General features: G+C 41.9%; 14 protein-coding genes. 12 read left to right on the top strand and 2 right to left on the bottom strand.

Annotated elements, in window-relative coordinates:
* Positions 1 to 82: 82 nt before the first annotated feature.
* Positions 83 to 2,170: an elongation factor G gene (fusA, locus tag AAGA51_RS02675; protein ID WP_042484369.1), complete on the top strand. Its 2,088-nt coding sequence runs from the start codon at positions 83 to 85 to the stop codon at positions 2,168 to 2,170.
* Between the two features lie 205 nt (positions 2,171 to 2,375).
* On the opposite strand, the gene AAGA51_RS02680 is transcribed toward fusA, so the two are convergent.
* Together AAGA51_RS02680 and AAGA51_RS02685 are read right to left on the bottom strand one after the other, a co-directional pair.
* Entirely contained in the window at positions 2,376 to 4,061 is a 1,686-nt protein-coding gene (locus AAGA51_RS02680) for an AMP-binding protein (RefSeq protein ID WP_042484366.1), read from the bottom strand.
* 109 nt (positions 4,062 to 4,170) lie between these two features.
* Complete coding sequence (locus AAGA51_RS02685; RefSeq protein WP_081878695.1) at positions 4,171 to 4,917, bottom strand: helix-turn-helix transcriptional regulator; 747 nt, start codon at positions 4,915 to 4,917, stop codon at positions 4,171 to 4,173.
* Between the two features lie 514 nt (positions 4,918 to 5,431).
* On the opposite strand from AAGA51_RS02685, the gene AAGA51_RS02690 reads away from it, so the two are divergent.
* The 11 genes from AAGA51_RS02690 to AAGA51_RS02740 are packed head-to-tail and all read left to right on the top strand — an operon-like array spanning position 5,432 to position 15,067.
* Complete coding sequence (locus AAGA51_RS02690) at positions 5,432 to 5,605, top strand: Flp family type IVb pilin (RefSeq protein WP_156102031.1); 174 nt, start codon at positions 5,432 to 5,434, stop codon at positions 5,603 to 5,605.
* 34 nt (positions 5,606 to 5,639) lie between these two features.
* Positions 5,640 to 6,146: a prepilin peptidase gene (locus AAGA51_RS02695; RefSeq protein ID WP_042484362.1), complete on the top strand. Its 507-nt coding sequence runs from the start codon at positions 5,640 to 5,642 to the stop codon at positions 6,144 to 6,146.
* Between the two features lie 26 nt (positions 6,147 to 6,172).
* Complete coding sequence (locus AAGA51_RS02700; protein WP_042484359.1) at positions 6,173 to 7,525, top strand: ATP-binding protein; 1,353 nt, start codon at positions 6,173 to 6,175, stop codon at positions 7,523 to 7,525.
* Entirely contained in the window at positions 7,522 to 8,268 is a 747-nt protein-coding gene (cpaB, locus tag AAGA51_RS02705) for a Flp pilus assembly protein CpaB (RefSeq protein ID WP_042484357.1), read from the top strand. Before AAGA51_RS02700 ends, cpaB begins: the two co-directional genes overlap by 4 nt.
* A gap of 8 nt (positions 8,269 to 8,276) precedes the next feature.
* Positions 8,277 to 9,731: a type II and III secretion system protein family protein gene (locus AAGA51_RS02710; RefSeq protein ID WP_042484355.1), complete on the top strand. Its 1,455-nt coding sequence runs from the start codon at positions 8,277 to 8,279 to the stop codon at positions 9,729 to 9,731.
* Between the two features lie 13 nt (positions 9,732 to 9,744).
* Entirely contained in the window at positions 9,745 to 10,002 is a 258-nt protein-coding gene (locus AAGA51_RS02715; protein ID WP_042484351.1) for a hypothetical protein, read from the top strand.
* 12 nt (positions 10,003 to 10,014) lie between these two features.
* Positions 10,015 to 11,388, top strand: coding sequence for a pilus assembly protein TadG-related protein (locus AAGA51_RS02720; protein WP_042484349.1), 1,374 nt, complete (start codon positions 10,015 to 10,017; stop codon positions 11,386 to 11,388).
* Position 11,389: 1 nt separating this feature from the next.
* The gene (locus AAGA51_RS02725; RefSeq protein ID WP_042484347.1) at positions 11,390 to 11,830 is read left to right on the top strand and encodes a TadE/TadG family type IV pilus assembly protein; all 441 of its coding nucleotides are present in this window, start codon (positions 11,390 to 11,392) and stop codon (positions 11,828 to 11,830) included.
* The gene (locus tag AAGA51_RS02730) at positions 11,827 to 12,318 is read left to right on the top strand and encodes a TadE/TadG family type IV pilus assembly protein (RefSeq protein ID WP_042484344.1); all 492 of its coding nucleotides are present in this window, start codon (positions 11,827 to 11,829) and stop codon (positions 12,316 to 12,318) included. Before AAGA51_RS02725 ends, AAGA51_RS02730 begins: the two co-directional genes overlap by 4 nt.
* Positions 12,319 to 12,338: 20 nt before the next feature.
* Entirely contained in the window at positions 12,339 to 13,559 is a 1,221-nt protein-coding gene (locus AAGA51_RS02735) for an AAA family ATPase (RefSeq protein WP_042484342.1), read from the top strand.
* 17 nt (positions 13,560 to 13,576) lie between these two features.
* The gene (locus AAGA51_RS02740; protein ID WP_042484339.1) at positions 13,577 to 15,067 is read left to right on the top strand and encodes a CpaF family protein; all 1,491 of its coding nucleotides are present in this window, start codon (positions 13,577 to 13,579) and stop codon (positions 15,065 to 15,067) included.
* Positions 15,068 to 15,074 lie beyond the last annotated feature (7 nt).

The following is a 15,074-nucleotide window of genomic DNA, read 5'->3' on the forward strand; positions in this document are numbered from 1 at the left end:
GCAGCGGTTTGCGGGGGTATCAGTCTTGACAGATTGTGATATACTCTGCGCGCATTTTATATCCTATTAACAGAGTAAGACAATGGCAGATTTATCGAAATACAGAAACATTGGTATTTTCGCGCACGTTGACGCGGGTAAAACCACTACCACTGAGCGTATTCTTAAGCTTACTGGTAAAATCCATAAAACTGGTGAGGTTCACGATGGTGAATCTACTACAGACTTCATGGAGCAAGAAGCTGAGCGCGGTATTACTATCCAGTCAGCAGCTGTAACGTGTGAATGGAAAAATCACCGTCTAAACGTTATCGATACTCCTGGACACGTTGACTTTACAGTTGAAGTATACCGTTCACTTAAAGTTCTAGATGGCGGTATCGGTGTATTCTGTGGTTCTGGCGGTGTTGAACCTCAGTCAGAAACTAACTGGCGTTACGCTAACGAATCTGAAGTATCACGTATCATTTTCGTAAACAAACTAGACCGTATGGGTGCAGACTTCCTTAACGTTGTTGAGCAAGTTAAAAAAGTACTAGGTGCAAACCCACTAGTTATGACTCTACCAATCGGTCGTGAAGACGATTTCGTTGGTGTTGTTGACATCCTAAACCGCCAAGCATATGTGTGGGATGATTCTGGTTTACCAGAGAACTACGAAGTCAAAGAAGTTCCAGCAGACATGGTTGATGATGTAGAAACATACCGTGAAATGTTGATCGAAACTGCTGTTGAGCAAGATGATGAGCTAATGATGGCTTACATGGAAGGCGAAGAACCTTCTATCGAAGACATTAAGCGTTGTATCCGTAAAGGTACTCGTGACCTAGCGTTCTTCCCAACATTCTGTGGTTCTGCATTCAAAAACAAAGGTATGCAACTTGTTCTTGACGCAGTAGTAGATTACCTACCAAGCCCAACAGAAGTTGAACCACAAGATCTAACTAACCCAGAAACTGGTGAACCAACTGGTGAGAAAGCGATCGTTGACGCTGAACTTCCACTTAAAGCTCTTGCGTTTAAGATCATGGATGACCGTTTCGGTGCTCTAACATTCGTACGTATTTACTCAGGTCGCATTAAGAAGGGTGACACCATTCTTAACTCTGCAACTGGTAAAACTGAGCGTATCGGCCGTATGGTTGAGATGCAAGCGAACGATCGTACAGAGATCACTGAAGCTCAAGCGGGCGACATCATCGCTATCGTAGGTATGAAGAACGTGCAAACTGGTCACACTCTATGTGATCCTAAGCACGAATGTACTCTAGAGCCTATGATTTTCCCTGTACCAGTAATCTCAATCGCTGTAGCACCTAAGGATAAAGGTTCTACTGAGAAAATGGGTATCGCGATCGGTAAAATGGTTGCAGAAGATCCATCTTTCCAAGTTGAAACTGACGAAGACTCAGGTGAAACCATCCTTAAAGGTATGGGCGAACTACACCTAGACATCAAAGTAGACATCCTTAAGCGTACTTACGGTGTTGAACTGACTGTTGGTGCTCCTCAAGTTGCTTACCGTGAAACAATCACTAAAGCGGTTGAAGATAGCTACACGCACAAGAAACAGTCTGGTGGTTCAGGTCAGTTCGGTAAGATCGACTACCGCATCAAACCAGGTGAGCCAAACTCTGGCTTCACGTTCAAATCAACAGTTGTTGGTGGTAACGTACCTAAAGAATTCTGGCCTGCAGTAGAAAAAGGCTTCGAAAGCATGATGGATCACGGTGTTCTTGCTGGCTTCCCTACGCTAGACGTTGAAGTTGAACTGTTCGACGGTGGCTTCCACGCAGTTGACTCATCTGCTATTGCATTTGAAATCGCAGCGAAAGGCGCATTCCGTCAATCTATGCCAAAAGCTGGCGCGCAACTTCTTGAGCCAATCATGAAAGTTGACGTGTTCACTCCAGAAGATCACGTTGGTGACGTAATCGGTGACCTTAACCGTCGTCGTGGTATGATCAAAGACCAACAAGCTGGCGCTACTGGCGTACGTATCAAAGCAGACGTTCCACTATCTGAAATGTTCGGCTACATCGGTACACTACGTACAATGACTTCTGGTCGTGGTCAGTTCTCTATGGAGTTCGCACACTACGCACCATGTCCTGCTAACGTAGCAGAAAAAGTTATCGCTGAAGTTAAAGAGCGTAACGCTAAGAAATAATGCCTAATTAACTCGTCATTAGTTAAATAAGTATTTTAAGCCCCATTCGTGAAAGCGAATGGGGCTTTTGTTTTATTGGTGATTCCAATACAAGCTTGAATCAAATGACGGAGAATAATTTATCTTAGGTGGGGTAAGATGTTCTCTCCCAGATAAAGACGACTCATTCACTGGGAGAGAGGATGCTAGCGGTGGGTTAATTGACTTACTTTTCCCAGACGATCAATTGATCTTTAGGCCAGTTTTGTCCAATTTCATGATACTTTTTCTCTAAAACATGGCGCTTAATTTTTAACGTCGGCGTGAGAATACCATTGGCTATTGACCATGGTTCTTTGATCATCAAAACACCTTTAATTTGTTCGTGAGTCTCTACCTCAGAATTAATGCGTTTAATGATTTTCTCGGTCGTCCTTTCGTAACGCGAACGGTCAAAATTTGGAAATGCGTGAGGAACCACTAATAGTATTGGCGCGGGTAAGCCTAAACCAATCATACACATCATTTCTACACGCGAATATTCAAACAGTTTCTTTTCAATAGGTACGGGTGCTACGAACTTACCTTTAGCTGTTTTGAAGGTGTCTTTCTTACGTCCTTGAATGCTGAGATAGCCGTCGCTATCTATCGAGCCAATATCACCCGTGTGCAGCCATCCTTCACTATCAAATGACTCTTTAGTTGCAATATCATTTTTGTAGTAACCAGAGAAAAGCCCTTTGCTGAGAACAAGAATCTCACCATCTTGAGCAATTTTTATTTTTACTCCAGGCCCTGCATTACCGACTGTACCAATTTTATCTGCGCGGAAAGGGTAGTTGATAGTGCTGTAGGCAAATGATTCTGTCATTCCCCATGCTTCGGTTATGTTTAATCCCAATTGGTGATACCAACTAAGCAAAGAAGGAGATACAGGTGCAGAACCACAGCCTAATATCCTTGCATTGTCTAACCCTAAACCATCGGCTATCTTGCGTTTTACTATTGAGTTTACAAACGGAATCTTTAGCAATAAGTTCAGTTTTCGCTGAGGAAGCTTATCTAGAATTCTTTGTTGGAACAGTGTCCATAAACGTGGCACCGAAATAAAGAAGGTTGGACGGTGCATTCTGACGTCTTCAATAAACGTATCAAGTGATTCAGGAAAGGCGGTTTGAACCCCACCCTGTATAGAGGTTCCGAAAATGTACACGCGTTCAGTGATGTGTGCTAACGGTAGATAAGAGAACAAACGATCGTTGTCTTCGATCTGTATCAGCTCTATCAATTGCTGCACAGACCAAGTAAAAGCTCCGTAGGTGAGCATAGCGCCTTTTGGCTGACCTGATGTTCCAGATGTATAGACCAACGACATCAGCTTGTCATCGTGGTGCTGAGCTCTTTCTCTGCTTGGTGGGTACTGTTTAATTAGCTCTTGATACTCGTATTGGCATTTTGGAGCAGAACTGTAAGGTAAAGCGATACTGACGATGTTCGGGGTTGCCTTCATAGCTTCAATAACCGCTTCATTATCATCCAGCTTACCGATGATTATGTGTTGGCTGCCGCTATGATTCAGACAGTATTCGATTGTGTCAGAACCTGCGGTTGGAAAAATGGGAACGCTGATATAGTCACCCAGCATCATCGCCAAATCGCAAATAAACCACTCCGCACAGTTTTTAGAAACAAGCGCGACTTTATCGCCGGGCTTGGCTCCTAGGGCTCGCAATGCTGAAACCAAGCGCAAAGCCTTGTCTGCAACATCAGCATAAGTAAATTCGACGAATTTTCGGTTGATTATCTGTTTCAGATAAACGTCATTAGGTCGCTCTTCGGCCCATTTCAAAATCATTTCGTTTGGTGGTGGGAGAGAGCAGTAAGGTTGATGTGACTCATTTGGCAGAATCATGTTCGAACTCCATACAACAGCTTATTATTGTTGTAAAAATGTTAATTCAACTTAACATTAGCACGGGTTTGTTGGTTCGAAAAAGATCAAAACGTGAAAATTTGTAAATTTAAGGAGCGTTGATTTGCCTAAACACTCCCGGACTTATACCTGTTTTCTTCTTAAAAATACGGGAAAAGTACGATACATCATGATACCCGCACTGATAGGCAACAAAGGCGATTTTTGCATTTGGCTCTTCGAGTAGAAGCCGCTTTGCAAGTGTGATTCGCTTGCTACAAATGTAATCTCTGAAGCTTACCCCCACCATTCTTTTGAACAGCTTGGAAAAATAGGAGATTGAGTAGTGGCAATAGCTTGCGACATCTTCTTCCCTAATTTCTTGCGTAAGGTTGAGATCAATATGTCGCAAGATGTCTAACATCTCCTTACTCATTGTATGAGGATGTGGCGGAGTATGTTGTAACCTTGGATCCAAGGCTCTTCGGCCAGAAGAAAAACTGAGATTAAGCTTTTCACTGATCAAACTCGCTGCGATATGAGGATCTTCTTTTGATATATCAATAATGCCAAAAATAGCTTCGTTTCTATTAATTGAGTTTAGAAAGTTCCCTTCATGAATAACGACCAAATACTTGTTGAGGTTTGCACAAATTCTTAGCGCAGTGAGCAATAACTCTTGGCATTTATCTCTGTGTAGAAAAAACACTGCATAGTGGATGTTGGGTTCACTTAAAACAGAGACATCGTTGCCGTGTTCAATCACGGTAAAAAAAGAGTTACATGCGTGTTGCGCTCTCAGGGGCAATTGATTCACAGGGCTTCCAAGCCAGTGAGCGACATGTTTTGTTGCCATAAGTGAGTTTTTATCCTTCCGTAGATAATCAACTAGGTTCTTAGTTTCTTTTTGTCAGAATAATGTCAGCATTGTCATTTTGTTGTCATGGTAATGTAAGCGTAGAGTTGTGACTGGAAAGTGCAAGTTGTCATCTAAAAGTTGTAGGTTTTACCTAGAGAAATGGCGTGTTGATGTAAGTATTAATAGTGATATTGCTTCATATTGTCGATGTAATTTTTTTCAATAATTTCAAGAATGAGAAAGTACAAGTATAAATAGTGTGGCTTGTAATCTAGGTAATATGCTCAGCTCTAACTGTTTGTCTCAACTTATTTGAAACTTGTTTTATAAAGGCTTTGCTATGAATTTAACACTTTGTAGTTAGTACAAATCCATCCTAAAGGTTGAGCTGTTTTTCCTATGATGACCGTTTTTAAGTATAAAAAAGTGCCAAAAGAGAACAAAAAAGTCCTAACTGCAAATTTAAGAACTCTCTACATTAGAAATGAGCCATTTAAAAAGGAGGCCTCTAATGAATAAGTTTATTGAGCAAGTTAAAGCTTTTTGGGCAGACGAGGACGGACTTAGTGCTGTTGAGTATGTTGTTGCTGGTTCGTTGATTGTAGTCGGTCTAGCTACTGCATTTGGTAATCTTGGTAACGCTATTATAAACGGTATTGGCAATATTATTAACTCTATTGGATAACCTGTATTTTCAGGTTTTAAGCTAGGAGGGAAGGGTGCAACTCTTCTTTTGGTGTACTCTATTGGTAATTGGTGTATTTGATGCTAGAGAGTATCGTATACCCAATTACCTAGTAATTATTTTATTTTTTTTAAATTTTTTTTCGTTACTTATTAGATATTTTAATAAAGACGTTGAAAATGTTTTTATTATTAATAGTTGTTTGGGTTTATTCGTTTTTTTTGTTGTTGGTATGATTCTTTATTTCGGGAAAGTTTTAGCTTCGGGAGATGTCAAATTACTTTCTGTAATCGGTTTTTTTGTTGGTATTAAAGGATTTTTTGATACTTTTTTATGTATAGCTTTATCATGTATTTTTGTTGGTACTATGTATTTGTTATTAAACAGAAATAGTTACGTATCTTTACATTTTTCTTTAATCTCTAATGGAGATTACAATAGGTTTATCAATTCGGAGTTGGACAGTAGACATATTACTAAAATGCCTTTTGCCCCAATACTCGTTATTGCATTGGCTATGTATCAGTATTTTCAACATTAATTTTTATTAAGCTTAAGGATGCAGCTATGGCAGAAACGCTACAAGAGGTATTACCTAAAGCAGCGCTCACACCTCAGGCTGCTGCACCTAAAGTTCCGACTACTTTCGATGAGCTTCATATTCCTCAAGCTGTTCTCGAAAATTTGCTACTTAAACAGCTAGCGGCTTACCCTAAATCTGACATTTTGCAACTCACTCGCTTGATGGCTATCAGCAGCCATATGATTGAAGAACTCATCGCTGTGTTACGTAAAAAGTCGCTGGTAGAAGTCTATCAAGCTGAATCTAACTCTTATTTAGCCCAGTCATCTGGACATGTACGTTATGGTTTGTCAGAAACAGGCATGCAAGAGGCAGATAATGCTTTTCAACGAGATGCCTATTTAGGACCTGCTCCCGTTTCATTACAAGATTATAACGCTATGGTGAAGGCGCAAGATGTGCGCGCCAAACTGGTTACGCGCCCTGATGTTACTCGCGCTATGAGCGATGTGTTTGGCGCAGAGAGGATGATTTCAGTATTGGGGCCAGCCATTAATTCCGGCCGTGCGTTATTACTGTATGGCGATGCGGGTACAGGTAAAACTTATGTCGCGACTCGGCTGCTCAATTCGCTCAACACCTCGGTCTACGTTCCCTACGCGGTTTATGCTGCGGGTAACATTATAAAAGTACTTTCACAGCAGCATCATAAACCTGTAGTTGACAAAGATACGCAATCGCAAACCCTAACCTACAAAGATCAATATGATCGTCGTTGGGTGTTGTGTGAGCGCCCAAGCATTCAAGTAGGCGGTGAGCTCACCATGGATATGCTTGAGGTTAACCATACCGAACACAACAGAGTTTGGATGGCACCACTGCAAATGATGGCGAATAACGGCATTCTGGTTATTGACGATTTAGGGCGTCAGCCTATGCCTGTGGACACCATTTTGAACCGTTGGATTGTGCCTATGGAGTACTTTTTTGACCATCTTTCTCTGCCTAACGGTCAGCAAATTACGATCCCTTTTATTTTGACTTTAGCGTTTTCTACCAACTTGGATCCTGAGAAGATCAGTGATCCCGCATTTCTTCGCCGTTTGGGCTACAAAATTCAGTTCCACCCTTTACATCAATCTGAATACCACGCGCTATGGGAAAGCATGGCGAGTGGTCGTTCGCTATCAGTACAGCAAGCGTCTTTTGAAAGTTTATATAACTTACACAGTTTACATGGTGTGGGCTTTTATCCTTGTTTACCAAAAGACATTATTGGAATCAGTCGAGACATCATCGCATTTGAAGAAGCAGAACCGATTATTACGCCAGAAATACTTGAGCGTGCATGGGAAGTTTACTTCACGGCAGATGGAAAAGGAGGAGGCGCTCGATGAGTCGCAATCAGATCATTTTACTGTTTTTGCTGTCGATCATTTTTGGTCTTGGAGCTGTTTTTTTTGCTAAGCAGTGGATGGATAGGCAATCTCAACCTCAAACGGAAGTTGAAGTCGTTGAGCGAGAACCAGTTGTAGTGGCAGCCATAGAAGTACCTGCAGGTACTATTCTTGACGAGCAACACTTTACCACTAAATTATTGGAAAAAGCGTGGCGTTCGGAACATCAGTTTTCTGATGTATCTGAGTTGGTTGGTATGGTTGCCGCAGATAACTTATACCCTGATGAAATTATTATTGCTCAACATGTGAATGCTCCGGGGCAAGGTGCAACGCTCGCCACACTCATTCCTGAAGATAAGCGTGCGGTGACCATTCGAGTCAATGATGTTATCGGTGTGGCAGGGTTTCTTCTTCCGGGAAATCGAGTTGATATTCTCAGTACAGTGAAATTCGGCCAAAACTCTGCATCTACAACCACCGTTTTAAAAGATATTAAAGTGTTAGCTGTCGACCAAACGGCTAGAACCAAAGAAAACAAACCCATCATTGTTCGGGCTGTAACTCTTGAAGTAACCCCTAAAGAAGCAGAGAAGTTACTCAGTGCCAATACTAAAGGGGCTATACAACTGGCTCTGCGTAATCCACAAGCAATAGAACCTAAAGTGGTTCAACCGTATGTTGCTCCACGAGTGACAATCATTAAAGGAACGAATTCATCAAGTGTTCGGGTCAGGGAGTGAGGTGAGTGATGAAAAGAATAATAACGGCACTTACACTGTGTTTTGCACTGAATCACTGGGTAATAGCGGCTACTCAAAGTGGTAAAACGGTCAATGTTCCACATCATAAATCGACCTTTGTAGAATTGGCGGGAAAAGCGACACGAGTCTCTTTAGGGGATCCAGATGTTTTAGATATTGTGATGTTAAAAGCTGATGAGCTGTTTTTAATTGGTAAGAAACTGGGTTCTACCAACTTGATGGCTTGGGATAGCCGAGGGCAGTTAATCGAGTCCATCAATATCGAAGTGACTCATGATGTGAATAATCTCAAAGCCAAGCTGTTTGAAATAATGCCGGATGAAACCGTGAGTGTGCAAAGTGCGCAAAATCGTCTGATTTTAAGTGGTCAGGTAAGTTCACTAGAAAAAATGAACTTAGCATTACGTTTGGCCGAAACTTATGCTGCTGGTCAGGCTGCAGATAGTGAAACTGCAACCCGTAACGAAGAAAGTGGAAGCACGGGCGTAGTTAACTTAATGACGATAGGTGGCGCTCAACAAGTGATGTTGGAAGTAACCGTAGCAGAAGTGCAACGTAGTTTAGTGAGGCGTTTTGGAACCAATTTTAATTTCTTTCAGACCAACGGTAATTTCTCCATTGGTGGCACCTCTGTCGGTGGTGGCTTCCTTGGTGTAAATCCTGTGCTTGGTGCCCCTCTAGCGGAAAGTACGGGCATCCTATCTTCGTTTATTGATGGGAATACTCTGTTTACTCTAGCTCTTGATATCGCAAAAGAAACTGGAGTAGCTAAGGTTTTGGCCGAACCAAACTTAACCGCTTTAAGTGGTGCAAAAGCCGAATTTTTAGCTGGGGGGGAATTCCCTATACCAGTCCCAGACGAGGACGGGATTACCATTGAGTATAAAGAGTATGGTGTGGGTGTGAAATTTATCCCTACGATTCTCAGTGATAAGAAAATTAACTTAAATTTAGCTGTTGATGTCAGCGAAATAGCGACTTCCACAACTCTATCCTTAAGCACTACAGGGACAAATGCCACTTACTATATCCCACCAATTACCCGTCGCAGCGCCTCGTCTACCTTGGAGCTTGCTGATGGACAAACCATTGGTATTGCAGGTCTTCTTAGTGAAAATGTTCGTGACTCGGCCTCTAAATTTCCTGGATTAGGAGATGTGCCAGTTTTGGGGCAATTATTTGGTAGTCAGGAGTATATTTCTGGGGAAACTGAGCTGGTCATTTTGGTCACGCCTAGACTGGCTAAACCTATCGATCGTTCTAGAATTAAATTACCAACTGATGCTTTCGTTGAGCCAAGCGACGTTAAATATTACCTATTAGGTAGAGGTGCTTATATCGCTAAACCGGATGATGTGCATAAAGCTGAACCTCAGAAATATGACGAGTTGCAAGATAACTCTCGAGGTGGTGCTGAAGGATCATTTGGTCACGATATGTAAGGAGAAGCTTCAAATGAAATACACATCATTGATATTAGTGTCATTGAGCATTTTGCTTACTGGTTGTGCCAATCAACATCGTTTGGGAACACACGTTGCTCAGCTTAGGGTGCAACAAACCTATGACACGTCAGCCACTCTCAATAACTTAGAAGTTATACCATCTGGTAATGGGGAGCGTATGGAAGACGCTTACAGTTCTTATACTGGCAAAAGTGGTGAAACTCTAGAGGGCGGCTCTAGCAGCCAAGTGCTGTTAGGCTTTAATTAAGTTGAGGCCAATATGAAAACACACCATCCAGTTCGCGGAATGCGAAAACAGCGAGGTCTGGTTGCTGTGATTGTAACAATAGCACTGTTTTCCTTTATGGGGATTGCAGCGTTAGCCGTTGATATCAACCATGCGCTTATGAACCGGACTAAGCTGCAAAACAGCGTTGACTCTGCTGCATTAGCTGCGGCTTTAGTGCTCGATCGCTCTGATTTTACTAGTGGAACAGCAACAAGTGCTCTTGCCATCGCATCAGGTGCTGCCAAAGATGCTCTCGCTCAAATGGCGACGGCAAACGGAAATGCTGAGTTAGATTTTGTCTCCGCACCCGTTGAAGTGAATATTACTTTGGCAAATCGCGCTGATATGACCGGTGGATATGATCCGGCGGGAGAAGATCATTATGTAAGGGTTGCTGTAAATAACTTATCTTTAAACAGTTTTGTTATGCAGATGTTTGGTCTTGATAAGCAGTTGTCGGCCAGCGCTGTTGCAGGACCTAGTGCTGGTGGCGGAAGTTGTAATCTGGTGCCTATGGCTGTTTGTGAAATAGACGCTAGCGACACCAGTAATTCTGGCTATGAGTACAACAGTATTTATGCGCTTAAACTGGCAACCAACAACTCTGAAATGGGACCAGGAAATTTTCAGTTACTTAATTATGACCCAGATGATCCTAATACCCCTTCAGAGACAGAAAACTACAAGCTCAGTGAACAATTAGCTGGGGCATATAAAGGATGCGCGGTACCGGGAAGAACCGTTCGTTCAAAACCGGGTAATACCGTAGGGCCTGTTGGTGACGGGCTTAATATGCGTTTTGGTGATAGATCTAATCTCGATGCTGTGCTTTTTCCTGCTGACTCAAATACCACCGAAGCTGAACTCAATGATATTTATAAGAATGATCATAAGGATGTAAACACGATAACTGATGTATTTGAAAAAATAGCAGAAGCCGAAACCGCATTAGCGACCAATGTTAACCCTAAAAATAACAAAGCACTTACTGATGCTGAAATTGCTCAATATGAATCGGTATTGGCAGACTATCCACTCGATAGCCAAGAAGATCTCACTTTCAATTATAATCAATATAAAAGCACTGGAAACGACCGGCGACGCTTAGCAGTGCCTATCATTGACTGCAGTGCTGATGCCTACGGTGATCCTTCTCCCACAGGTGCGAGTGACTACAATGTTAAGTCAGTGGGTTGTTTCTTCTTGTTGCAACGAGCGCCAACTAATAATGGCGATAAACAAGAGATATACGGAGAGTATTTGGAAAAATGCCCTACGCCGAACGTTCCTTATAACGGGGTCAGTAACAGCTTAGGTACATATCGTATTGTGCTTTATGACGATCCTTTTAATAAGGAATCATGAAATGCGTAGCTACGTTGATAAACAATCGGGTATTGCTGCAGTAGAGTTTTTGGTGACTTTACCTGTATTGCTGTTGATATTTACTGTTGTGATTGAGTTTGGTAACGCTTTTATTCGCTACAGCGTTTTAAACAAATCTGTACAAAATGCAGCTCGTTACGCGGTGGTGGATATCTATGGCACAGCCACGTCAGGTTCGATTGCGAATGAAAGTGACATCAAGAAAATGGTGATGTACGGAAAGACCTCTTTTGTTCAGGGGGAAACGCCCACTCCTATACTTGACTCATTGACACTTGACGATATTTCGGTGACCCCTGTGGGTAATTATGTCGTAGTCAGTGCTAATTATGATTACCAGTCGATACTTAATCTGTTGCCTATTGATGCTTTGGATAATTTAACAGTCCATTCTTCTGCTGTTATGAGGGTAGCACCATGAGGAGGGTACATAATCAACAAGGTATCACTATCGTCGAGTTCACACTGGTGGCTTCAACATTGTTATTGCTTGTCTTCGCCATTTTGGAGCTTGGATATTTCACGTTTAACTTGCAAGCTCTAAATGACTTAACACGCAGATCCGCTCGTATTGCTACGGTATGTCAGGTGGATGACGGGGATGTAATACGCAGTTTGGCAATGTCAGAATTTGTGCCTAAAGGATTCACTAATGCGAATCTGGCTATTGATTATTTGGATGCGGATGGCAAGTCAGTACCGAATATTTTTGCAGATGATGCACCTATACATTATGTCAAAGCTGAAGTTGTTGACTACAACTATGGCTTTTCAGGGATACTCAATTTTCTAGGAGATAACGGTGTTATATCTGTACCTGCGTTTGAAACTGTTCTGGCCGCCGAGTCACTAGGCATTGGGCGCACTGATTCATCAACAGGTGATGATGTTTATATTGACTGCAAATAAAAATAATCAAGGGAGCCTCTATGGGAGAAGCCGTTAAATTGTCTCGTAGTGACAGCAATAACATTCGAATTAAGACTAACTTGTCTATATGGGTTTTGTATTCAAGTGATGCTTTCAAACTTCATATGATGAGTGAGCTGTCTCAATGTAATAGTTTGAATTTTGAAGCTATATCGCTTCATGGAGTTGTTGCGGACAGTTTCAAACACTTCACACCACCCGATCTTATTTTTGTCGAAACCGGTCCTAACTGGGCACAAAAAGTCGTGGAGTTACAAAACTACGATGGACCGATGATTGAAGACAGCGAAGTCAGCACTTCATTAATCATATTTGGTGACGAAGGTGATAATGGTGCTTTAAAAATAGCACTTCGACTGGGTGCTACAGATTTTATATCCGATCAGGCCACGATTTTGGATTTAATGCCCTTGTTGAAGAATGTGGCAGAAGAAAAAATAGCGGCACGCAAACTTGGGCAGTTATTCGTTTTTATCAATACCAAAGGTGGTTCTGGTGCAACAACTGTTGCTCTGAATACTGCAGTTGAAGTTGCGATGCAAAACCGAGATAAAGTGTTATTGCTGGATTTGGATATCCACTTTGGTGTTGTGATGGATTATCTCAATATTAATCCAGCCTATAGTATTAATGACGCCATTGCTAACGCCTCTGATTTAGATGAAATTTCATTGCATGCTTTAGTCTCTAAGCATCCATCTGGTTTACATGTATTAAGTTTTAAACATGAAAATCATAATGAAAATTTTGATAAAGCGATGCAGATGGGTAAGTTGTTACCGACGTTATTAGAATACTATCCTTATGTATTTGTTGATCTTTCAGGTGGTGTTGACCGAATGTTTTCTCCTATTTTGTCGCGAGCTAGTAAAACATTTTTAGTTACGCAACAAAATTTAGTCGCGGTGAAAAACATGTCTCGTATTCTAAAAGCGATGACTTTTGAATACGGTATTCAGCGAGATCAAATTGAAATAATCCTTAATCGCTATGAAAAACGTCAGCAAATAAGGCTGAAAGACATAGAACAGACGATTTCAGGAGTTCCAATACATGTTATCCCTAATGATTTTAAAGCGGCTATTGAAAGTGCCAACTTAGGGAAACCATTTGTAGAGTCGAGAAAAGGTAGCTCAATTACTAAATCAATAGTGGATTTATCACAAACATTAGCGCCAGTTAAAGAGAAAAAAGGTTGGCTGAGACGTCTATTTTCCTGATGGATTAGGGAGAGGGTATGTTTTTTAAACGTAAGAATATTAGTTCTGATTTTCAAGAGGAGCTTTTAAAAGAAGAAAGCACCCCAAAAGCTGATATACCAGTAAAGCCTAAATCTAGTCCTGCACTGGGAAATCAAGAAAAGAGTGAAGCACCTAAACAGGATGAGAGCCCTCTTCAGCGCAAATTGCGTGAAGCCGAAGCAAAAAACAAACAAATCGATGATACCCGTAAGCAGCTTGAACAGGAGCAAGCAACGAAACACTATTATCATCGCCGGCTACTCGAAACATTAGATTTGGCATTGCTTTCTAGCTTGGAAAAGGACAGGGCTAAGAAAGATCTCCATGATGCTGTAGTGCAGCTAATGGCAGAAGACCAAAGTCACGCTTTGAGTGCAGAAGGTCGCAAACGGGTCATAAAACAGATCGAAGATGAAGTGTTTGGTTTGGGGCCTCTAGAGCCACTTTTAAATGATTCATCGGTTTCAGATATTCTGGTTAATGGAGCAAAAAGTGTCTATGTTGAGCGCCGAGGCAAACTAGAAAGAACGCCTTATACCTTTCTTGATGATAGGCATTTGCGCAGTATTATCGATCGAATTGTTAGCCAAGTTGGCCGTCGTATCGATGAATCTTCGCCTATGGTCGATGCTCGCTTAGCTGACGGCTCACGTGTTAATGCAATTATCCCACCCTTGGCACTTGACGGGCCTTCTGTTTCCATTCGCCGTTTTGCTGTCGATAAGCTAACGATGGAGAATTTGCTATCTTTCAATTCAATCTCCGAGCAGATGGCGCGCTTTGTCGAAGCCGCCGTGAAAGGCGAACTCAATATTCTTATATCTGGTGGTACAGGTTCGGGAAAAACCACCACTTTGAACATATTTTCAGGCTTCATTCCTAGTGACGATCGAATCATCACCATTGAAGACTCCGCGGAACTGCAATTACAACAACCCCATGTTGTTCGTTTAGAAACTCGCCCAGCAAACCTAGAGGGGAAAGGCGAGATTACCCAAAGGGATCTGGTTAAAAACTCATTACGTATGCGACCTGACCGAATAGTACTCGGTGAGGTGCGTGGTAGTGAAGCGGTAGATATGCTGGCTGCAATGAACACTGGTCATGACGGCTCGCTGGCGACTATCCACGCTAATACTCCTCGTGATGCATTAAGCCGTGTAGAAAACATGTTTGCGATGGCTGGTTGGAACATTTCTACCAAAAACTTACGGGCACAAATTGCTTCTGCGATTCATTTGGTTGTGCAGATGGAGCGTCAGGAAGATGGTAAGCGGCGAATGGTCAGTATTGCCGAAATCAATGGCATGGAAGGAGACATTATTACCATGTCTGAAATCTTCAAATTCCAACGACAAGGTATGGATGAAGAGGGAAATGTTATTGGCTATTTTACGGCGACAGGCGTAATTCCACAGTGCCATGATTCTTTGTCTAAACGTGGGTGGCATTTGCCTTACGAAATTTTTAATGAAACCTTTGAATAAGGGGTAA

This window comes from Vibrio diazotrophicus, assembly GCF_038452265.1.
GTDB lineage: Bacteria > Pseudomonadota > Gammaproteobacteria > Enterobacterales > Vibrionaceae > Vibrio > Vibrio diazotrophicus.